Source organism: Mesorhizobium sp. SEMIA396 (assembly GCF_024518615.1).
In the GTDB taxonomy this organism is placed as follows: Bacteria; Pseudomonadota; Alphaproteobacteria; order Rhizobiales; family Rhizobiaceae; genus Mesorhizobium.
The window spans coordinates 108166-128112 of record NZ_JANIFC010000005.1; the positions used below are offsets into that span (position 1 = coordinate 108166).

At 63.1% G+C, this 19947-nt stretch carries 24 protein-coding genes; 7 read left to right on the forward strand and 17 right to left on the reverse strand.

Annotated elements, in window-relative coordinates:
- Nucleotides 1–188 precede the first annotated feature (188 nt).
- The 3 genes from rpoN (at nucleotide 189) to ptsN (ending at nucleotide 3131) form a co-directional block, all read left to right on the forward strand.
- Nucleotides 189–1715 (forward strand): RNA polymerase factor sigma-54, encoded by a 1527-nt coding sequence (gene rpoN, locus NP503_RS14365; protein WP_127267109.1) that lies wholly within the window; start codon nucleotides 189–191, stop codon nucleotides 1713–1715.
- Nucleotides 1716–1979: 264 nt separating this feature from the next.
- Nucleotides 1980–2564, forward strand: a complete 585-nt coding sequence (hpf, locus tag NP503_RS14370) for a ribosome hibernation-promoting factor, HPF/YfiA family (RefSeq protein WP_013529588.1) — start codon at nucleotides 1980–1982, stop codon at nucleotides 2562–2564.
- A gap of 102 nt (nucleotides 2565–2666) precedes the next feature.
- On the forward strand, nucleotides 2667–3131 hold the full coding sequence (ptsN, locus tag NP503_RS14375) for a PTS IIA-like nitrogen regulatory protein PtsN (protein ID WP_013529589.1): 465 nt from the start codon (nucleotides 2667–2669) through the stop codon (nucleotides 3129–3131).
- 66 nt (nucleotides 3132–3197) lie between these two features.
- Here the strand turns inward: ptsN and NP503_RS14380 are convergent, their stop codons facing one another.
- Both NP503_RS14380 and NP503_RS14385 read right to left on the reverse strand, forming a co-directional pair.
- Nucleotides 3198–3452 carry a DUF1150 family protein gene (locus NP503_RS14380; protein ID WP_023760740.1) on the reverse strand — a complete coding sequence of 85 codons (255 nt, stop codon included), beginning with the start codon at nucleotides 3450–3452 and terminating at the stop codon, nucleotides 3198–3200.
- 120 nt (nucleotides 3453–3572) lie between these two features.
- Nucleotides 3573–3998 carry an Hsp20 family protein gene (locus NP503_RS14385; protein WP_023760739.1) on the reverse strand — a complete coding sequence of 142 codons (426 nt, stop codon included), beginning with the start codon at nucleotides 3996–3998 and terminating at the stop codon, nucleotides 3573–3575.
- A gap of 315 nt (nucleotides 3999–4313) precedes the next feature.
- On the opposite strand from NP503_RS14385, the gene NP503_RS14390 reads away from it, so the two are divergent.
- Nucleotides 4314–5255 (forward strand): nucleoside hydrolase, encoded by a 942-nt coding sequence (locus NP503_RS14390; protein WP_127267108.1) that lies wholly within the window; start codon nucleotides 4314–4316, stop codon nucleotides 5253–5255.
- Nucleotides 5256–5419: 164 nt separating this feature from the next.
- Here the strand turns inward: NP503_RS14390 and NP503_RS14395 are convergent, their stop codons facing one another.
- The 10 genes from NP503_RS14395 to NP503_RS14440 all read right to left on the reverse strand — a co-directional run bounded on the left by NP503_RS14395 (nucleotide 5420) and on the right by NP503_RS14440 (nucleotide 12620).
- Complete coding sequence (locus tag NP503_RS14395) at nucleotides 5420–5731, reverse strand: hypothetical protein (RefSeq protein WP_127267107.1); 312 nt, start codon at nucleotides 5729–5731, stop codon at nucleotides 5420–5422.
- Nucleotides 5732–5841: 110 nt separating this feature from the next.
- Nucleotides 5842–6456: a LysE family translocator gene (locus tag NP503_RS14400; protein WP_127267106.1), complete on the reverse strand. Its 615-nt coding sequence runs from the start codon at nucleotides 6454–6456 to the stop codon at nucleotides 5842–5844.
- 114 nt (nucleotides 6457–6570) lie between these two features.
- Nucleotides 6571–8022, reverse strand: a complete 1452-nt coding sequence (locus NP503_RS14405) for an amidase (protein WP_127267105.1) — start codon at nucleotides 8020–8022, stop codon at nucleotides 6571–6573.
- Nucleotide 8023: 1 nt separating this feature from the next.
- On the reverse strand, nucleotides 8024–8929 hold the full coding sequence (locus tag NP503_RS14410; RefSeq protein WP_127267104.1) for a ribokinase: 906 nt from the start codon (nucleotides 8927–8929) through the stop codon (nucleotides 8024–8026).
- Between the two features lie 153 nt (nucleotides 8930–9082).
- Nucleotides 9083–9565, reverse strand: a complete 483-nt coding sequence (locus tag NP503_RS14415; RefSeq protein ID WP_127387361.1) for a hypothetical protein — start codon at nucleotides 9563–9565, stop codon at nucleotides 9083–9085.
- On the reverse strand, nucleotides 9540–10052 hold the full coding sequence (locus NP503_RS14420; RefSeq protein ID WP_127267102.1) for a hypothetical protein: 513 nt from the start codon (nucleotides 10050–10052) through the stop codon (nucleotides 9540–9542). Before NP503_RS14420 ends, NP503_RS14415 begins: the two co-directional genes overlap by 26 nt.
- Nucleotides 10019–10411 carry a hypothetical protein gene (locus tag NP503_RS14425; RefSeq protein WP_127267101.1) on the reverse strand — a complete coding sequence of 131 codons (393 nt, stop codon included), beginning with the start codon at nucleotides 10409–10411 and terminating at the stop codon, nucleotides 10019–10021. The genes NP503_RS14420 and NP503_RS14425 overlap by 34 nt, the downstream gene beginning before the upstream one ends.
- A gap of 21 nt (nucleotides 10412–10432) precedes the next feature.
- Nucleotides 10433–10903: a hypothetical protein gene (locus NP503_RS14430; RefSeq protein ID WP_127267100.1), complete on the reverse strand. Its 471-nt coding sequence runs from the start codon at nucleotides 10901–10903 to the stop codon at nucleotides 10433–10435.
- A 222-nt stretch (nucleotides 10904–11125) separates the two neighbouring features.
- Nucleotides 11126–12001 carry a bifunctional helix-turn-helix domain-containing protein/methylated-DNA--[protein]-cysteine S-methyltransferase gene (locus NP503_RS14435; RefSeq protein WP_127267099.1) on the reverse strand — a complete coding sequence of 292 codons (876 nt, stop codon included), beginning with the start codon at nucleotides 11999–12001 and terminating at the stop codon, nucleotides 11126–11128.
- Between the two features lie 124 nt (nucleotides 12002–12125).
- Nucleotides 12126–12620 (reverse strand): DUF2244 domain-containing protein, encoded by a 495-nt coding sequence (locus tag NP503_RS14440; protein WP_127267098.1) that lies wholly within the window; start codon nucleotides 12618–12620, stop codon nucleotides 12126–12128.
- A gap of 22 nt (nucleotides 12621–12642) precedes the next feature.
- Here NP503_RS14440 and nth point away from each other — a divergent pair, with 22 nt between their 5' ends.
- The gene (gene nth, locus NP503_RS14445) at nucleotides 12643–13467 is read left to right on the forward strand and encodes an endonuclease III (RefSeq protein WP_127267097.1); all 825 of its coding nucleotides are present in this window, start codon (nucleotides 12643–12645) and stop codon (nucleotides 13465–13467) included.
- Nucleotide 13468: 1 nt separating this feature from the next.
- On the opposite strand, the gene NP503_RS14450 is transcribed toward nth, so the two are convergent.
- The 4 genes from NP503_RS14450 to NP503_RS14465 form a co-directional block, all read right to left on the reverse strand.
- The gene (locus tag NP503_RS14450) at nucleotides 13469–14977 is read right to left on the reverse strand and encodes a tripartite tricarboxylate transporter permease (RefSeq protein ID WP_127271814.1); all 1509 of its coding nucleotides are present in this window, start codon (nucleotides 14975–14977) and stop codon (nucleotides 13469–13471) included.
- A 10-nt stretch (nucleotides 14978–14987) separates the two neighbouring features.
- Entirely contained in the window at nucleotides 14988–15461 is a 474-nt protein-coding gene (locus tag NP503_RS14455) for a tripartite tricarboxylate transporter TctB family protein (protein ID WP_127271254.1), read from the reverse strand.
- A 75-nt stretch (nucleotides 15462–15536) separates the two neighbouring features.
- The gene (locus tag NP503_RS14460; RefSeq protein ID WP_127271256.1) at nucleotides 15537–16514 is read right to left on the reverse strand and encodes a tripartite tricarboxylate transporter substrate-binding protein; all 978 of its coding nucleotides are present in this window, start codon (nucleotides 16512–16514) and stop codon (nucleotides 15537–15539) included.
- Between the two features lie 135 nt (nucleotides 16515–16649).
- Nucleotides 16650–17105: a DUF2214 family protein gene (locus tag NP503_RS14465; protein WP_127271258.1), complete on the reverse strand. Its 456-nt coding sequence runs from the start codon at nucleotides 17103–17105 to the stop codon at nucleotides 16650–16652.
- A gap of 202 nt (nucleotides 17106–17307) precedes the next feature.
- Between NP503_RS14465 and NP503_RS14470 the strand changes: the two genes are divergently transcribed.
- Complete coding sequence (locus tag NP503_RS14470) at nucleotides 17308–17841, forward strand: GNAT family N-acetyltransferase (RefSeq protein WP_127271811.1); 534 nt, start codon at nucleotides 17308–17310, stop codon at nucleotides 17839–17841.
- 137 nt (nucleotides 17842–17978) lie between these two features.
- Here the strand turns inward: NP503_RS14470 and NP503_RS14475 are convergent, their stop codons facing one another.
- A complete protein-coding gene (locus tag NP503_RS14475) occupies nucleotides 17979–18749 on the reverse strand; it encodes an IclR family transcriptional regulator (protein ID WP_127269609.1) in 771 nt (256 codons plus the stop codon).
- A 184-nt stretch (nucleotides 18750–18933) separates the two neighbouring features.
- On the opposite strand from NP503_RS14475, the gene NP503_RS14480 reads away from it, so the two are divergent.
- The gene (locus tag NP503_RS14480) at nucleotides 18934–19908 is read left to right on the forward strand and encodes a tripartite tricarboxylate transporter substrate binding protein (protein WP_127269608.1); all 975 of its coding nucleotides are present in this window, start codon (nucleotides 18934–18936) and stop codon (nucleotides 19906–19908) included.
- Nucleotides 19909–19947: the final 39 nt, after the last annotated feature.

Below are 19947 nucleotides of genomic sequence, written 5' to 3' on the forward strand. Positions count from 1 at the left end.
TTGTTTCCTGACACGATTTTTCCGGTTCGAGCGGCGCTTTTTCTCGATTTTGCTCCGGGATAACGCTCCGGTAAGCGGGTTTTGCTACCAATTGCCTTGACAAGCAAAAGCCGGGCCAGTTTTATGGCCGGCTGCAAAATTCTTGCCCGGAAGTCGGGATGCGTAGACGAGGCGTTTGAAACCGAACCATGGCGTTGGCGGCCAAACTACAGCTACGACAATCGCAGTCGCTGGTGATGACGCCGCAGCTGATGCAGTCGATTCGGCTGCTGCAGTTCACCCATGTCGAGCTTGAGCATTTCATCGACGAGGAAATCGAGCGCAATCCGCTGCTGGAGCGCGCCGAGCCGCAGGACGATGCCGCCAGCGACCAGGCGCAGAAGATCGAGGCGGAGCCGCAAGCCACCGCCGAAGGCGACTGGTTCGAAAACGAGACGCAGTGGAGCGCCGAGGCGATCTCGGACAAGCTCGACACGTCGCTGGAAAACCTGTTCCCCGACGACCCGGGGACCAGCGAGCGGCTCGGTCCCGACCTGACGGCACAATGGAAATCGGCTTCGGGCAATGGCGCGGGTTCCTCATCCGAGTGGTTTGACGCCGGCGATATGGCGACTGCTGCGATCACGCTGCGCGACCATGTCGGTGAACAGGTGGCGCTAGCCTTCACTGACCCGGCTGCACGGCTGATCGCCGCCGAACTCGCCGACGGCCTTGACGAGACCGGCTATCTGCGTGCCGACCTGGCCGAGATCGCCGCTCGTCTCGGTGCGGATGCCGCTGCCGTGGCGAAGGTGCTGGCGGTGTGTCAGACCTTCGAGCCGGCCGGCCTGTTTGCCCGCGACCTGGCCGAATGCCTGTCGCTGCAACTTGCGGTGCGCAACCGGCTCGATCCGGCGATGAAGGCGCTGGTCGCCAATCTCGAACTCCTGGCACGACGTGATTTTCATGCATTGAAACGGATATGCGGTGTCGACGAGGAGGATCTGCTCGACATGCTGGCGGAGATCCGGGCGCTCGATCCCCGGCCGGGCATGGCGTTTTCGGGCGGCGCCAGCGACGCGATCGTCGCCGATGTCGAGGTGCGCGCGGCCAATGACGGCAGCTGGACGGTCGAACTCAATGCCGAAACGCTGCCGCGGGTCTTGGTCGACCATATCTATTTCGCCCAGGTCTCACCGCAGGCCAAGAACCAGGCGGAAAAGGATTTTCTGGCCGAATGCCTGCAGAATGCAAACTGGCTGACGCGCAGCCTCGACCAGCGGGCAAAGACCATCCTCAAGGTCGCCTCGGAAATCGTTCGCCAGCAGGATGCCTTCCTCGTCCATGGCGTGCGGCAGCTGAAGCCGCTCAATCTGCGCACGGTGGCCGACGCCATCGGCATGCACGAATCGACGGTCAGCCGGGTCACAGCCAACAAATACATGCTGACGCCGCGCGGCGTGTTCGAGCTTCGCTACTTCTTCACCGCCTCGATCGCCGCGTCGGGCGGCGGCGATGCGCATTCCTCGGAAGCCGTGCGTGACCGCATCAAGCAGTTGATCGACGAGGAAAAACCCGTCGACGTGCTTTCCGACGACGCGATCGTCGACATGTTGCGCGAAAGTGGCGTCGACATTGCAAGACGTACGGTCGCCAAGTACCGGGAAGGCATGAATATCCCCTCTTCGGTGCAGCGCCGACGCGAGAAACGGGCGATGGCCAGCGCCGGGCGCTGAGCGGGTCGATTTTCCACAGGCCGGCACTTCATTGACAAGCCGCGGTGAAGTGGCTAGAAGCCCGCCCGCATGAGACGGGCTAGATGCCCGCATGCGGATGGTCCGTCACGACGTTGGCCTCGGGACGGTCAAAGGGCGGCTTGTGATCAACCGGAAAGTTTGGATTTAAAATCGGCGCAAGTGACGCCGCAAAGCTTGTGCGCACGGATCACGAGTATAAACTCGGGCCAGTTTGAAGCCTGAGCAAGGAAGGTCAGTTTTCAGATGAATCTGCGCATATCGGGAAAACACATGGATATCGGCGATGCGTTTCGGACACGCATCAATGATCGCGTCGGCGAAGCGATCGGCAAATATTTCGATCGCGGCTTTGCCGGACATGTCACGGTCATCAAATCGGGCTCGCGCTATTCGGCGGACTGCATGATCCGGCTGGATTCCGGCGCTTCGCTGCAGGCCACCGGCGATGCCCAGGATCCGACGCTAGCCTTCGAGGCGGCGGCGGACCGTCTGGAAACCCGCCTGAGGCGCTACAAGCGCAGGCTGAAATCGCACAATTCGGGCGCCGCCAACGGCCAGCCGACCGACATCGCCTACACGGTGATGGCGCCGCTTGCCGATGACGACGAGGACATTCCGGAGAATTTCGCGCCCGCCATCGTCGCCGAATCAACCATGACGCTGAAGACCATGTCGGTGGCGTCGGCGGTCATCGAACTCGACACCAAGGACAGCCCGGTCTTTGTCTTCCGCAATGCGGGAACCGACCATCTCAACATCGTCTATCGCCGACCCGATGGAAATATCGGCTGGATCGACCCGTCGACGACCAAGGTCGCGCAAGCGTGACGACAAAGGTCGCACGGTGACGACAAGGGTCGCACGGCAATAAGAGCCGGCCGCACGAGGGGTGGGGACTGGTGACGGCAGGCGAACAAGGGATTTTCTAGCATGGATCTGAGCGATCTTATCAACGTTCCGGCGATACTGCCGGCGTTGAAGGCGAACTCCAAGAAGCAGCTGCTGCAACTGCTGTCCGAACGGGCAGCGGCGATTTCCGGCATTCCGGAGCGGGAGGTGTTCGACACCATCCTGCAGCGTGAGCGCCTGGGTTCGACCGGCGTCGGCAACGGCATCGCCATTCCGCACGGCAAGCTGGCCGGCGTGAAACGCATCGCAGGTGTTTTCGCCCGGCTGGAGACGCCTGTCGATTTCGAATCGCTGGACGATCAGCCCGTCGATCTGGTGTTTCTGCTGCTGGCGCCGGAAGGGGCGGGCGCCGACCACCTCAAGGCACTGTCGCGCATCGCGCGGGTCCTGCGCGATGCCGACACGGTGGCCAAGATCAGGGGTACGCGCGACGCCGCCGCTATCCACGCGCTGTTGTCGGACACCCAGGCTTCGCACGCGGCCTGAATTTCGAGAATGATATCGCTAAAGGGCCGCCATGGGCGGCCCTTTCCGTTTCAGCCGGAATCGCTGTCAATGAATGGCGACGGTGGTCAGGTCGTTTTCCATGGCGCCGGCCAGAGCGCGGTCACGCGCATCGGAAAGCAGGATCGGCTGGCCATTGGCGGCAAACAAGGCCCACAGTTCCATGCCGGGGGCGATTTCGCCGAGATTGGGGAAACGGCCGAGCAATTCGTCGCTCGAGACCTTTCTGAGATAAGCGACCGAGCCTTCGCCGAGATGAGCGAATTCGCCATTGGTCATGGTGATGTTTTCAGTTCTGGTCATTTCAAAGCCTCCTTGGCGCGAGGACGCCGCTCAAGGCCATCCCGCATGAGAGCCATTTCAATTTGCTGCATCGTGCTTTCGGAAGTCGGAGCCGATTTCCGGCCGATGCAGTGGTAAAGATCAGTCTTTCACCGATATGTTTATTTTCCGTACCAGCCGTTCGGACTCCGGCCGATCGAGGTCGATCGACAAAAGACCGTTCTTCAACTCCGCCGCGATCACCCGCATGCCGTCGGCCAGCACGAAACAGCGCTGGAACTGGCGCGCGGCGATGCCGCGATGAAGAAATTCGCGCTCGGTGTCGTCGGTCTGACGGCCGCGCACGACCAACTGGTTTTCCTCCGTGGTGACATCGAGATCGCTTTCGGCGAAACCGGCGACCGCCAATGTAATGCGCAACCTTTCGGTCTTGCCGTCGGCGCCGCTGAGGCGTTCGATGTTGTAGGGAGGGTAGCTGTCGCCGGATTTCGCCAGGCGTTCCAGGGTCTTTTCCATGGCGTCGAAACCAAGGAGAAGCGGGCTGGAAAAGGGCGTCATTCGGCTCATGTTACACTGTCCTCTCAAGAGCGACATAAAGTGGAAAAACCCAGATGGCATTTTTCCCGATGGCCTTGATATGGTCCGCCCCGCGACCAAGTTCAAGCCGTCAACAGACCCGCTCAAAAAGACCAGGCGTGGACTCACAGGAATGACCGACATGGCGCTTGAAACGGCGAGCAGATGCAAGGAGAAGCGCGCAGGTCGGGAATTGTCTTTCCCGGTCGAGCGGTTCGACATGGCAGCTCGCGACCGCTTCGGCGTCATTTGGATGTTTCGATCGGATCGGTTCAAGCCCACGACCTCGCCAAACAAGGAATTGAAATGCCCCAATCACGCAAGATCATCATCGACACGGATCCCGGTCAGGATGATGCCGTCGCCATATTGCTGGCGCTCGGCAGCTCCGAACTGGAGATCGTCGGCATATCAGCCGTTGCCGGAAACGTGCCGCTGAAGCTTACCGAAAAGAATGCCCGCAAGATCTGCGAGTTGGCCGGCCGTCCGGACATCAAGGTCTATGCCGGCGCCATCCGGCCCCTGATGCGCGAACTGGTCACCGCCGAGGAAGTGCATGGCAAGACCGGTCTCAACGGACCGCAATTGCCAGAACCGACGATGAAGCTGCAGGACCGGTACGCGGTCGATTTCATCGTCGAGACGCTGATGGGGGAAGAAAGCGGCACGATCACGCTTTGTGCGCTCGGCCCGCTCACCAACATTGCGCTGGCGCTGATCCGCGAGCCGCGCATTGCACCGCGCATCAAGGAAATCGTGCTGATGGGCGGCGGCTTCTTCGAGGGCGGCAATGTCACCCCGACCGCCGAATTCAACATCTATGTCGATCCGCAGGCCGCCGATGTCGTGTTCAAATCCGGTATTCCGATCGTGATGATGCCCCTCGACGTCACCCATAAGGCGCTGACCACCGCCAAGCGCACGCAAACCTTCCGCGCGCTCGGCACCAAGGTCGGCACCGCCACCGCCGAGATGCTGGAATTCTTCGAGCGCTTCGACGAGGAGAAATACGGCACCGACGGCGGCCCGCTGCACGACCCTTGCGTCATCGCCTATCTGTTAAAGCCTGACCTGTTCAAGGGCCGCAACTGCAACGTCAGCGTGGAAACCGCCTCGGAACTGACCATGGGCATGACCGTGATCGACTGGTGGGGCGTCACCAAGCGGCCAAAGAACGCCATGGTGATGCGCGACATCGACCATGACGGATTTTTCGCGCTACTGGTGGAGAGGCTGGGGCGGCTGTGAGCCTCCTTCTCCCCGTTTACGGGGAGAAGGTGCCGGCAGGCGGGTGAGGGGCGGCACAAACGTTGAGATTCTGCTTGCGCCCTCGGCGCTGCCCCTCACCCTATCGCTTCGCGACCACCCCATCCCCCGTAACCGGGGCGAGGGAAGAGGCGCCAGCCGCCAGTTCACTCTGGAAACCGATAAAAGATCGTTCCATTGTCGCGCGTGACGCGTTCAATGCTTATGCGCGAGCCGATCAGATGCAGGCGTTTGTCCTTGATGAGAACAGACGGACCGTTCTCGACAGAGACCAGATAGATGCCGACGCGGTCCCACTGGACACTTCTGACCATTGCGTCGACGGTGACGACCGACCGGATTGGGCTTGCCATATTCGTCCACTTGAGCGGATCAAGGACCAACACCGCCGCAAACAAAGCAACAATCAGGATCACGCCCAGCACGTGCCCTTTCACATCCGCAAAAGTCCACGACATCGACGTGAATCCCCCAACCGCCGATTCATGTGGTGGACAGAAGGCCGACTTTCAATCGGCCTCCCTGTTTCAGGAAATTGCTGTTAGAGTCCCGGCTTGTCGGCGCGCTGTTACTTTGCCTTTGAAAGCGCCAGCCACAGGCCGCCGCCGACCATGAAGCTGCCGCTGATCCTCGACAAAAGCTTGATGCGGCCGGCCGACAGCAGGCGCCCGGCGCGGCCGGCGGCCAGCGCATAGGTCGAATCCGAGAAGGCGGCGAAGATCATGGCGGTCAGGCCCATGATGGCGATCTGCAGCGAGTAGTTGCCTTGCGGCGAAATGAACTGCGGAAAGAAGGCGCCGAAGAAGATCAACGTCTTGGGGTTGCTGAGCGCCACCAGCAGGCCCTGCAGGAAGAAGCCGCCGCGCGGTTTCCTGGCCGTTCCATCGGCGTTCAGCGTGCCTTTGGAACGGAACATCTGCACACCCATCCAGATCAGATAGGCGGCGCCGATCAGCCGCACCCACTCGAACCAGTGGCCCATGCCCGAGATCAGTGTGTTGAGGCCGATGCCGACGATGGCGATCATCACGGCAAGCCCTGCCTGCGTGCCGGCGACATTGGCGAGACCGGCGCGGGAGCCATGGCGGATGCTGTTGGCGATGATCAGCGTGACCGTTGGGCCGGGCACCAGGATGATGACGATGCAAGCCAGGACATAGGCGGCGTAGAGTTCGAGCGACATGACTTTTCCCCAGGAATGCCGCCGATGCGGCGCGGCTTGAGGACAATCAATGCATAGCAGCGCAGCCGGTGCAAGCCGCTAACTAGCGCCCTGCGACACGCCAGTCCGCTCGGTTCAGGCGCCGGTCTGCCAAGGCAGCGTTGCCTCATAGGCCGCCGCCGCCTTCAGCACGGCGAGGTCGCCGCGCGGCCGGCCGATCAGTTGCATGCCCATCGGTCGGCCCCTATCGTCGAAGCCGACCGGCACGTTGGCCGCCGGGCAGCCGCCCAAGGTCGCGAAGGCGGAAACCTGCATCCAGCGGTGATAGCTGTCCATTGCGCGTCCGGCGACCTCACGCGGCCAATGCGTATCGACATCGAAGGGGAAGACCTGCGCGGTCGGCAGCGCGACGAGATCATAGCGGTCGAAGATCGACAACAGCGTGCGATGCCAGGATGTACGGGTCACGGAGGCGGCGCGGATCTGCGGCGCCGTCAGCCGCATGGCGTTCTCCACTTCCCAGATGGCTTCCGGCTTGAGCAGGCGGCGCTTCGCGGGATCGTCATAGTGGGTTTTGAGCGCGCAGCCGCTGCTGGCCTGGCGCAGCGTCACGAAGGCCTGCCACAGCGCTTCGAAATCGAAATCCGGCAGCAGGGGTTCGCTAGGGAAGGATGCATCCGCAAAGCGGCCAAGTGCCGCCTCGCACAGGCCGAGAATGCCTGTTTCAACCGGCAGATGACCGCCGAGGTCGCCGAGCCAGGCGATGCGGCCACCAGTTGCCGGTATTCCAAGCCCTTCGAGGAACGAGCCGGGTTTCTCGTAGGACAATGGCGCGCGCGGGTGGTAACCGGCCTGCACATCGAGCAGCAGGGCCATATCACGAACGTTGCAGCCCATCGGCCCGTCGACGCCCATCTGCGCATGGAAGACTTCGAAATCGGGTCCGCCGGGAACAAGTCCTTGCGACGGGCGGAAGCCAAAAACATTGTTCCAGGCGGCCGGGTTGCGCAGCGAGCCGCCGAAGTCGCTGCCATCGGCGACGGGCACCATGTTAAGCGCCAGGGCCACCGCCGCGCCGCCGCTCGAGCCGCCGGCGGTCAGGGCCGGATCGAACGCGTTCAACGTCGGCCCGAACACGGCGTTGTAGGTGTTGGAGCCAAGCCCGAATTCGGGGACGTTGGTCTTTCCGATGATGATGGCGCCGGCATTGCGGATGCGCTCGACAAAGAAATCGTCTTCCTGCGGCACGAAATCGGCGAAGATCGGCGAGCCGAAGGAGGTCCTGAGGCCCGTGGTCGAGGCGAGATCCTTGATGGCGATCGGCATGCCGAAAAGTGGACCCGCCGCTTCGGCTCGCGACAGGCTGGCATCGGCCGCATTGGCTTCGCGCAGGATATCGGCGCGATCGCGCAAGGAGACGATGGCGTTGACCAGCGGATTGACCGCCTCGATGCGATCGAGGAATGCCGCCACCACCTCGCGCACGGAAAGCTCTCTCTCCCGGATCGCGCCGGCGAGTTCGACAGCGGACAGGCGGCAGATGTCGCTTGCCGGCGGCACGGCATGTTTCGTTTGCGGACGCAGCATTTTAACGGGTTTCCTGCAGCGCCTGATCGACGTCTTTGGCGAGCGGGATCGCCGGTTGGGCGCCAGGCTTCAGGCAGGCCAGCGAACCGGCCGCGCCAGCGCGCGCCAGCGCCTGTTCGAGCGTGAGGCCCGACGACAGGCTGGCGGCGAAATAGCCGCAGAACGTATCGCCGGCGCCGACCGTGTCGACAGGGGTGATCTTGCGTGCCGGAACGGTGAGGAATTCGCTCGGCGTTGCCGCCATCACGCCGTCGCCGCCGAGCGTGACGACGACGGTGCGGCCGGTCTTTCCGGCAAAGTCGCGCATACGGGCCGCCCGGTCGCGGCCTTGCAGCGACAGCGCTTCGCCATAGAGGTCGAACTCGGTTTCGTTGGCGACGACATAGTCCGCCTTGCCGAGAAAGCCGGCTGCCTGCCCCTGGAAAGGCGCCGTGTTGAGCACGGTAATGGCGCCGGCCGCCCTTGCCTGGTCGAGGGCGGCATCGACGGTGGCCAGCGGAATCTCATTTTGCAGCAGCACGACGTCGCCTTTTTTCAGAAAGGCCTTGGAGAGATCGCCTGGCACCACGGAAGCGTTGGCGCCCGGCACCACGGCGATGATGTTCTCGCCGTCGTCGGCGACCATGATCAGTGCCGTGCCGGTCGAGGCATGAGTCTCGGCAACGCCGGACAGGTCGACCTTGCCGTCGCGCAGCAAGGCCAGTGCCTCGGCGGCGAAGCTGTCCCTGCCGACGGCGCCAACCATGCGCACCGAGGCGCCGGCGCGTGCGGCGGCCAGTGCCTGGTTGGCGCCCTTGCCCCCAGGTGCGGTGGTGAAGGCCGAGCCGCCCACCGTCTCGCCGGGACTCGGCAAGCGGTCGACCTTGGCGATAAGGTCGAGGTTGATCGAGCCGATGACGATAATCAAGCAGGGCCTCCTGGCAACGCAAATTCAAAATATCGGAGCGTCTTCGTGCGTCCGGGCGAACGCAGATCGTTCCGATTGCGTGGAAGCTAACCTGTAAGGCCGCGGCTTGCCAGACCACGCGCATGGTCCAGTCCGATTTGAGGTGTCGTGGCCTTATTCGCAGCGCACGGTGACCGTGCCCTGATAGTTGCCGGCGGGAAAGATACCGCTCGATTTGGTGGCGGTGAGGTCGACCTGCATCGCGTGGGTGCCGTTGGCAACCCTTTGCGGCACACTTCCGTTGACATCGACCCCCGAGCCATCGAGGCGGAAGACTGAAGCGAAGATCACGTTGGTGCCGCCGCCGCTCGGCGCGGAGGAGAATGCGGCAGGCGCCGGCGCCGAAACCGAATAGCAGTCAAGCAGGTTAAGTATCGAGCACAACAGGGAACTCGCCACCACGGTGGCGCTGGCGCTCGATCCGCCTGCCTGTTTGGAGCCCAGTATGCTGATGGCGGGATTGGCCTTCATCGTTCCGGACGCCCCGACCATGATGGTGCAGGTGCCGATGATCGCCGCCTGCGCCGGAAGGCAGGAACCGGCAAGTGCCGCCATCGCAAGCAGCGCGCGGCTACTGCTTCTTCTTTTTCTTGCCATCGCCATTTCCGGTCCTGATGCTCCAGCCTTCGTTGGCCCACCCCGGTGATGCGGCTGCGGGAGCGGTGGCGGCTACGCTGGCCGTCTGGCCGTCGGCGCCGAGGCCCATTTTGAGAAGTTTCAGCTCCAGATGCAGGCGCTCGACCTCAAGCTCATAGAGACGGCTGCAATCGACGCGCTTCGGCGTACGCCCGATCGGGATCACCACCCGGCCGTAAGTGGCGACATCATTGTCGGACTGGCTGTTGCCTCTGATAACGCCGAGATCGACATAGGCCCCGGAGCCGGAGACGGCGGAACGGCATGTGGTGCCGTCCGCGGCACGGACCTCGTCCTGACCCTGGGGCAAGGTGACACCGGGCAGGTTGAAGCCGCTCTCATTCTGGTTGAGGTTGTAGACGTCCTCGGCCCCGGCCGGCGAGGCACCCGCCCAAGCAGCCGCGAGCGCCAGTGTCAGGACTTGCGGCGCCCAAAGAACTTTCCGCATATCTGTGCCCTTATCTGCGTCTGTTGATTGGGAAAGGGGATGCTTTCGGTACAGATACGCACTTTACGCTCGGCCGCGCCGTCAAAGGGCACGACCACAAGGACAGAACGGGAAGCCTGGGAAGCCAGCTGGAAGACATTTGGAGAGATTCTGGCATCTACCGGCTGAAAATCCTGATCGTAGACGTGGATTTCGACCCGGATCTTCCGGTCGTAGGGATTGGCAGGGAAGATGCGGACCGCGAAGACGTCGGTGAAGCTGTTGATCTCGCCACGCATCGGCGACATCGATTGGGCCTTGGCGGCAATGGGTGTCAATCCGATGGCCAATGCCGTCGCCAGGATTCGAGCATGTTTCAACGACCCCTCCTTCGCCACGCGTCATTCGCAGCGCAGCGTTACCGTTGCCTGATAATTGCCGTTGGCGAAGCGATTGCTGCCGCCTTTGGTTCCAGCGAGGTGAACCGAGACGAGATCGGCGCCGGGGGTGGTGATGCTGGTTGCCGAGCCGGTCTCGACGATGGCATGCGCGCCGGTGGCGGAGTAGGTCGGCGTCCAGGTCGTCGACGTGCTGTCTGCCGATGGCACCGTCATGGTGGTGACCGGATCGACGCTGAGCGACACACCTCCGGTCGTCGTCAGTGTCACGGTCCCAGCCGAGCCGCCGCTGTTGTGGGAACTGAGGGACTGGAGATCGGGGCTGGCCGTCATCGTGCCGTTGGTGGCAACGACAAGCGTGCAGGTGGGCGCGATCGTGCCATTGAAGATGACATTCTGCGTCGCGGCCAACGCGGCCTCGTCGAGGCTGGCAACCAGCAGAGCTGCGGCGCAGGCGGCGCGAAACAATGTCATCGGGACCTCCTATCAAGCCGGATCGTCCGGATTAATATGAGGGCATCATCACTTTATCGTGGTTAATTTAGAGTTACCTAAAATAACGGCTCAAAATAACAACTGCAGGGGACCGGAGGTTGCCCTGGGTTGCAACGGCGGAAACCACAGTCTAAATCGCGCTTATACTTAAGAAGGCCGATATATCCATGTTTTCCTTCGCAATATCGAGGAAAATCGATATTACGATACCTGCCCGGCTTCCCAGCCCAGAATGGCGCGCTTGCGGGTCAGGCCCCAGTGATAGCCGGTGAGATCGCCTGATTTACCGATGGCGCGGTGACAAGGCACCACGAAAGAGAGCGGATTGGCCCCGTTGGCCGCACCGACAGCACGGCTGGCGGACGGTGCGCCGATGCTGGCCGCAATCGAGGAATAGGTGCGGGCCTTACCCATCGGGATCTTGAGCAGCGCCTCCCAGACGCGAACCTGGAAGTCGGTGCCGATCATGACGACATGCAGCGGCTGGTCGGGGCGCCACAGCGTCGGATCGAAGATACGGGCGGCATAGGGACCGGTAGCAGTCATGTCCTCGACATAGACGGCGTTCGGCCAGCGGCTGGACATGTCGGCGAAGGCGGCGCGTTCCTCGCCGGGGTCGCTGAAGGCGAGGCCGGCGAGCCCGCGCTCGGTGGCCATGATCAGGGCGGTGCCGAACGGCGAGGAATGGAAGCCGTAGCGGATGGTGAGCCCGGCGCCGCGTGTCTTGTAGTCGCCCGGCGACATCGCCTCATGGGTGACGAACAGGTCATGCAGCCGGCCCGGGCCGGACATGCCCAGTTCGAACGAGGTCTCGAGCAGCGGCATGCCGGAATCGAGCAGCCTGCGCGCATGGTCCAGCGTCACCGCCTGCAGGAAGGCTTTGGGCGACAGGCCGGCCCAGCGGGTGAAGAGTTTTTGCAGGCCGGTCGGCGTCTCGCCAACCTCCTCGGCCAGTTCTTCGAGGGAAGGCTGATCGCGATAGTCGAGACTGATCTTCTCGATGGCACGGCGCACGATTTCGTAGTCGCTGCCTTCAGGCGTGATGTCCTTTTTGAGGACTGCGGTGTGTGTGCTCATGGAACTGTCTCCTTGAGCCGGAATATCGCCCCTCGGGGCGTCGATCGCCACCCGAAACTTGCCTTCCTACGCCGCATACGTAGATGGACACGGGATTCGAGCCCAGGAGCCGCCCGTGGCTGGCTCAGCGTGCCTTGGCGGTCGCCAGCGCGCGCGAAAAGGCGGTGGCAAAGCTCTCGCGGGAATCGGGGTCCAGGAAGGATCCGATCGGCACGTTCTGCCCTTGGCCTTCCACCGTCATCCCTGTGATGCCGATCTCGGCGTGGCGGGCTACCGAAAACCGCGCCCAGAACGGATTGAAGCGATGCGCTTCCGATTTGCCGGAAGGTGCGGTCTTGCGGATGTCGAGGCTGGTGCGCGAGACCGAGACTTCCTCGCGGGCGCGAGCGGCCCGGTAGTTGATGCGAAAGGCGAGGTAGACGGCGGCCACGTCGAGGCCGAAGAAGCCGAACACCGGCCAGGCGCCGCGCGACAGGAAAAACGCGCCTGTCACCAGCCAGCCGAACAGCAGCGCGCCCATCAGGATGAAGAAGCCTGTCCGGCCCAGAGACCGGTGCGGGGTGAGTAGCGCCTGAAAGAATGGCTCGTCGGCCTGAAACGAGGCGTTTGTGTCGCTCATGAGGGGATATTATAGGAGGGAAATGGCAAGCCCCAAGTCCAAAGATTCTTCCCTGTCCAAAAAAGAGCTGTTGCCCGCACGACGCGATGGGTCGAACGTCAAGCCACGCCCGCGGCCGGTGCGGAGCTCGTCGCGCTACAGCCCGGCCGAAGTGCACGAGATATTCCGGCGCTTTTCCGTCCAGCGGCCCGAGCCGAAGGGCGAGCTCGAACATGTCAACGCCTTCACGCTGCTGGTCGCGGTGGTGCTGTCGGCGCAAGCGACGGATGCCGGCGTCAACAAGGCGACGCGGGCGCTGTTCAAGGCCGCCGATACGCCGCACAAGATGCTGGCGCTGGGGGAGGCAAGGGTCGGCGAATATATCCGCACCATCGGGCTGTGGCGCAACAAGGCGAAGAATGTGATTGCGCTGTCGCAGGCGCTGATCCGCGACCATGGCGGCGAGGTACCCGACAGTCGCGATGAATTGGTCAAGCTGCCCGGGGTCGGGCGCAAGACCGCCAATGTCGTGCTCAATATGGCCTTCGGCCAGCACACGATGGCGGTCGACACGCACATTCTCCGTATCGGCAACCGGCTCGGATTGGCGCCCGGCAAGACGCCGGAACAGGTCGAGCAAGGATTGTTGAAGATCATTCCGGACGAATATATGCGCCATGCACATCACTGGCTGATCCTGCATGGCCGCTACGTCTGCAAGGCGCGCAAGCCGGATTGCCCGGCCTGCGTCATCGCCGACATCTGCAAGGCCGAGGTCAAGACGACCGATGTGCCGGCACCGCTGGTGCCGATCGCACCGCTCGACCCTGTCGAAGAGATTCAGGACCGAAGCGGAACGACGGCGTAATTCAACTCTCCTCCACAAACACCTCTTCGCGCTTTTTCTTGACCGCCGGCAGGAAGACGATGACGAGCACGGCGAGCGCGATGAGCAGCAGGCCGGCGCTGATCGGTCTGGTCAAGAAGGTGCTCGGGTCGCCGCGCGAGAGGATCATGGCGCGGCGCAGGTTTTCCTCGAGCAGCGGGCCGAGCACGAAGCCGAGCAGCAGCGGCGCCGGTTCGCAGCGCAGCTTGGTCAGGAGATAGCCGAGGAAGCCGAAGAAGGCGACGGCGTAGAGGTCGTAGACGTTGCTGTTGACGCTGTAGACGCCGATCGAGCAGAACGCCATGATGATCGGGAAAAGCACGTAATAGGGGATCGTCAGCAGCTTCACCCAAAGCCCGATCAGTGGCAGGTTGAGGACGATCAGCATCAGATTGCCGATCCACATCGAGGCGATGATGCCCCAGAACAGCGCCGGCTGTTCGGTCGCGACATTGGGGCCGGGCACGATGCCCTGGATGATCATGGCGCCGATCATCAGCGCCATGACCGGGTTGGCTGGAATGCCGAGCGTCAGCATCGGGATGAAGGAGGTCTGCGCACCGGCATTGTTGGCCGATTCCGGTCCGGCGACGCCTTCGATGGCGCCCTTGCCGAACTCCTGCGGGTTTTTCGAGACGCGTTTTTCGACCGTGTAGGACGCAAAAGCTGCCAGGATCGCGCCGCCGCCCGGCAGGATGCCGAGCGCCGAACCGATGATCGTTCCGCGCACGATGGGCGCTGCCATGCGCCGAAAGTCCTCGCGGGTCGGCATAAGGCCGGTGACCTTGCGGATCATCACGGAGCGCTCATCCTCGTTTTCGAGGTTGCGCAGGATCTCGGCGACGCCAAAGACGCCGACCGCCACCGCAACGAAATTCAACCCGTCGGCATATTCCCGGATTCCAAGCGTGAAGCGCGGCGTGCCGGTGTAGATGTCGGTGCCGACAATGCCGAGCAGAAGGCCGAGCACGACCATGGCCAGCGCCTTGACGATAGAGCCGTGGGCGAGTGCGACGGACGAAACCAAGCCGACGATCATCAGCGAAAAATACTCGGCCGCGCCGAATTTCAGCGCGATCGCCGTCAGCGGCGGGGCAAAGATGGCGACGAGGAACGTCGACACCGTGCCGGCAAAGAACGAGCCGATGGCCGCGATCGCGAGGGCCGCTCCGGCGCGGCCGTTCCTGGCCATCTGGTAGCCGTCGATCGCGGTGACGGCGGACGAGGATTCGCCCGGCATGTTGATGAGAATGGCGGTGGTCGAGCCGCCATATTGCGCACCGTAATAGATGCCGGCGAGCATGATGAGGGAGGAGACCGGATCGCCGATCTGGAAGGTGATGGGCAGAAGCATGGCGATGGTCGCGGTGGCGCCGATGCCGGGCAGGACGCCGATCAGCGTGCCGAGAAGGACGCCGATCAGGCAGAAACCGAGGTTGGTCAACGACGTCGCCGTCGAAAAGCCGAGCGCGAGGTTGTCGAGGAGATCCATGCTCATCGCCTCACGATGCCGACCCTGGGGCCAGCCACGGGCCGAAGCGGCGGAACGGCAGGCCGAGCGCGTAGCTGAAGACGAGGAAGGCAAACAACGTCAGACCGGCCGACAGCACGAGCGCGGTCAATGGCTTCATGCGGCGGCTGGCAAACGACGCGATCAGCGCCGTCAGGAAGATCGACGGGATGAATCCGAGGCCGCGCACTGTCAGGCCGAAGAAGATCGGAGCAGGCAGGATGAGCAGCATGCCGCGCCACGCAATGTGCCCGATCGCTTCGCCCTCGACGCGTACGGCCTGGACGAGAATGACCGCGCCAAGCAGGATCAGCACGATCGCCAGGACCAGCGGAAAATAGCCTGGCCCCATGCGCAAGGCGGTGCCGATTTCGAGACCGAGCGATTGCAGCGCGAACCATGCGCCGAAACCGATGAACAGGGCGGCGCACAGGCCGTTGGCCCTGTCGATCGCGAAAGGTTTCATGATGGTTCTCCAAGCCCGCACTGGGGTAGCGATGCCGAGCGGAATAGGGGCGCTGGTGGCGCCCCTATTCAAACCTCAGTCGGCGTACTGGCCGGCGGCTTCGATGATCGGCTTCCAGCGCGCGATCTCGCTTTCCAGCTTGGCCTTCAGTGCGGCGGGCGTGGCATCGGCCTCGAGCGACGGCTTGGTGCCGAGTTCGGCGAAGCGGGCGGCGACGTTCTGGTCCTTCAGCGCGACCTGCAGCGATTTCGACAGGCGTTCGGTGATCTCGGCCGGCGTGCCCTTGGGTGCATAGAGACCATGCCAGATGCCGACCTGCACATCGGGAAGGCCGCCTTCCACCGCCGTCGGCACGTCCTTCAGCACATCGAGGCGTTCCGGCGAGGTGACGGCATAGGCCTTGATGGTGCCGCCCTGGATCTGCTTGGTGGTGTTGGTCGTCTGGTCGCACATGATGTCGACCTGGCCGCCGAGGAGATCGGTCATGGCCGGGCCGGTGCCCTTGTAGGGCACGGTGACCAGCGGCGTCTTGATGGCGCTCATGAACAGCATGCCGCATAGATGCGAGGCCGCACCGATGCCGGCATTGGCGACGGTTATGGAATCCTTGTTGGCCTTGGCGTACTCCACCAGCCCCTTGAGGTCGGTGGGCTCCAGGTCCTTGCGGCCGACGATGGTCATCGGCACCTCGGTGACGAGGCCGACATATTCGAAGGCGTTCAGCGTGTCGTAGGCGAGCTTTCTGTACAGCGTCGCACTTGTCGCCATGCCGATATGATGGAGCAGCAGCGTATAACCGTCCGGCTCGGCGTTGGCGACGCGGCCGGCACCCAGCGTGCCGCCGGCGCCGCCGACATTTTCGACGATGACCTGCTGGCCGAGATCCTTCGACATCGCTTCGGCGACGAGGCGCGTGACCGTGTCGGTCGGGCCGCCGGCTGCAAACGGCACCACAACGGTGATGGTGCGTTCAGGATAGGTCTGCGCGCCGGCAGTGAACCCATAAAGCGCGACGGCCGCAGCAGCAGCCAGAGTGGTGACAAATCTTCTCATCGTGATCTCCTCCCAATACGTAAATCTCCAACCGCTGCGCGGGGTCCTCTCAACACCCTGCAGATGGAGCAACAACTAGCGCAAATTAACAGATTGCAACCGGACTCAAACGGCAAACTGCTGATGGGCGCCATCCTAATAGCCGTAGCCACGCGCCATCGCCGCGGCGAAGACCGGGATGAGCAGGAAGATGAAAGCTTCGGCGCGGATGTAGGTCTTCACGGACGCAAGCTCGGCCGCCGGCACCTGAAACGAGGCATTGCCGCTCGCCTGCCTGCTCCAGGATATGAAGCGGACGGTCGGGATGATCGACAGCAGGCCGACCACGACGAACGCCGCTATCTTGGCCCAGAACACCCAATTGTGGACGTAGAATTCCCAGCCCTTGAGGCCATAGAAGACGCGGCCGATGCCGACGACGATGATCAGCGTGGCAATGATGCCGTAATGGCGGTCGATGCCGGCGAGCCTCTTGAGCGTTGCAGCGCCCAGATCGCCGCGGATCAGGACGAATTCGGCGCCGATGATTCCCGCCAGCGAAAACACCAGCAGATGATGGAAGATCGCAAGCACAAGATCGGTGGTGTCCATGCTCTTTCCCTGGGGTTTGACGGCACCGCCCAGCGCCTGAAAAAAGGTCGCGCTGGCAGGTGTTGAATCAGCCTGCCGTGAAAAATAGCACCGTCGCGCAAAATTCCCATAGCGGTGGCTGGATGATGGGCCGTGTTGCCCTGGCCCCTTGCGCAGCACCGGCGATTTGCTAAGCGCTGACGATCCGTGCGAGGCAGATCCCATGAACAAACCACAAGCGACCAGCGCTCCTGTCATCGAAACGAAGCGAACCATCCTGCGGGCACACCGGCTGGACGATTTCGACACCTATGCCGCGATGTGGACGGATCCCGTCGTCACCCGCTTCATCGGCGGCAAACCGCGCACGCGCGAAGAAAGCTGGATGCGCTTCCTGCGTCACGCCGGCCTGTGGTCGCTGCTCGGCTATGGCTTCTGGGCGATCGAGGAGAAGGCGACCGGACGCTTCATCGGCGAGGCCGGGTTTCACGACCTGAAGCGCGACATGGAACCATCGATCGAAGGCATTCCCGAGGCCGGGTGGGCGCTGGTTCCGGCCGTGCACGGGGCGGGCTTCGCCACCGAGGTGGTTGGCCGCATCCTGGCGTGGAGCGAAGAGATTTTCGGGCGCGAGAAGACCGTCTGTATCATCGATCCGGAAAACGGCGCGTCGCTGAGGGTGGCTGCGAAGTGCGGTTACCGGGAAGTGGTGAAGACCACCTATCACGACACTCCGACCATCCTGCTGGCGCGGTGACCTGAGCCGCGGGCTGACAGCTGCCGGCGCCGGCATGATGGCGCCTGTCGCCAGCAATGATGACGAGGCGGGCCGCGCCAAGAACCGCTGTGGCCTGGTCAAATTGACTTGAGCGGGGCTTCCAACGAGGACGTGTTCTACGGCATGGCGTCCGCTGCCAGGCTTGCCCGCTCGAGCATGGAGGCGTCCTCGCCGAAGGCGCGGGTGGCGCGGGCCGCCGCCTCGAGCAGCGGACGCTTCATGCGCTGCAGAAATGCCGCGTCGACGCGCGTGCTGGGTCCAGCCAGGGTCAAGGCGCCGAGCAGGACGCCTCCCGGGCCGAACACCGGCGCCGACACGCCCCCCGTCTCAGGGTCCCGGTCGCCCACGGCGAGGCAGTTGCAGGTCTCGCGGATGGTCTCGTACGGTTCGCCCTGCTGGCCCGAAAACGCTGCGAGCACGCGGCCTCCCGAGCCGAGCAGCAAAGGCAATACGTCGCCTTCGCGTATCGTGTAGCGGATCGGGTGCTTGGATTCGACGCGGTAAAGACAGGTGCGGACATCGCCCGAGCGAACATAGAAGGCAACGCTCTCCCAGCTTCGCTCGGAAAGATCGCGCATGATCGGCAGCAGGATATCGACCGCCACGACCGAACGCTGGTAGAGCGCACCGAGCCGAAAGGTCGCGGGTCCGACGCGGTAGCGTCCATTGTCGAGGCGCTCGAGCAATCGTCCGCGCATGAGGGAATTCGCAAGCCGCAGGATGGTGCTCTTGTAGAGGCCGGTGCGCGCCGCGATTTCGGCCAGGCTGAGCGACCGGTCATCCGTGGTGAAGGCATCGAGGATGGCAATGGCCCGATCAAGCGCGGCAACACCGTCCGCCGAGGTGCGATCTATTTCCCCATCTGCCGATTTGCTTGGCGAGTCCATGGTGGTTCCAGTTTGAAGAAAGCCGAGCGACGCGACTCTGTCGCGCCGCCAAATCGTTCTGTCCAGTAGAATATCGTTTCCGTTGACAGAACTCCGTAACATCTGCTTGAAATCGATGACGGGTCTGGATGCAGGCGCGTTTTGGCGGGCACCGGAGGAGGTGTCGTGATTTGGAGGAATCCCCATGCTGAACAGACGCAGATTTTTGATGAGCACCGCAGCCGTGGGTGCCGGGCTGATGACGTCGCATCTTTCTCCCGCTTACGCCGAAGGCGCGCCCCAGATACAGCTCTTCGTGCCTGCCGCACCGGGTGGCGGCTGGGACCAGACGGCGCGCACGATCGACCAGGTGCTGCGCAGTGAAAAGCTGATCTCGGGTTCGCAGATCACCAATGTCGGCGGCGCCGGCGGCACTGTCGGGCTGCCGCAATTCATCAGCCAGTGGAACGGCAAAGGCAATTCCCTGATGGTTGCCGGCATGGTCATGGTCGGCGCCATCATTGCCAACAAGGCCGCGAACAATCTGACGCAAGTCACCCCGATCGCCCGCCTCACCGGCGAGTTCGAGGCCCTGGTCGTGCCGGCGGAGTCACCGTTCAAGACGGCCGCTGATTTCGTCGCCGCGCTCAAGGCCGATCCGACAAAGGTTCCCGTCGCCGGCGGCTCCGCCGGCGGCTCGGATCACATCTTGTTCGGCTTGATTGCCAAGACGGTCGGCGTGCCGGCGACAAACCTGTCCTACGTGCCGTTCGCCGGCGGCGGTGAGGCGTTGTCGGCGCTGCTCGGCAACCAGGTCGCGGCCGGCATCTCCGGCTTTGGCGAGTTCTCCGAGCAGGTCAAGGCGGGCGCGCTGCGGCTGCTCGCCATCTCGGCTGACAAGCGTCAGGACGGCATCGACGCACCGACGATGAAGGAAGCCGGCATCGATGTCGAACTGTTCAACTGGCGCGGCGTCTTCGCACCGCCCGGCGTTTCCGACGCCGACAAGGCGGCGATGGTCACAATGATCGAGACCATGGCCAAGAGCGATGCATGGGCAACCGAATGCAAAAACCGCAACTGGACGCCCATCCTTTTGACTGGCGACGACTACGCAAAATTCCTCACCGAGGACACGGCCCGCATCACCGCGATCCTCAAGGATCTCGGCCTCGCCTGATGTCTTCAGGGGGCGGTTAGAGTGCCGCCCCCTTCCCAT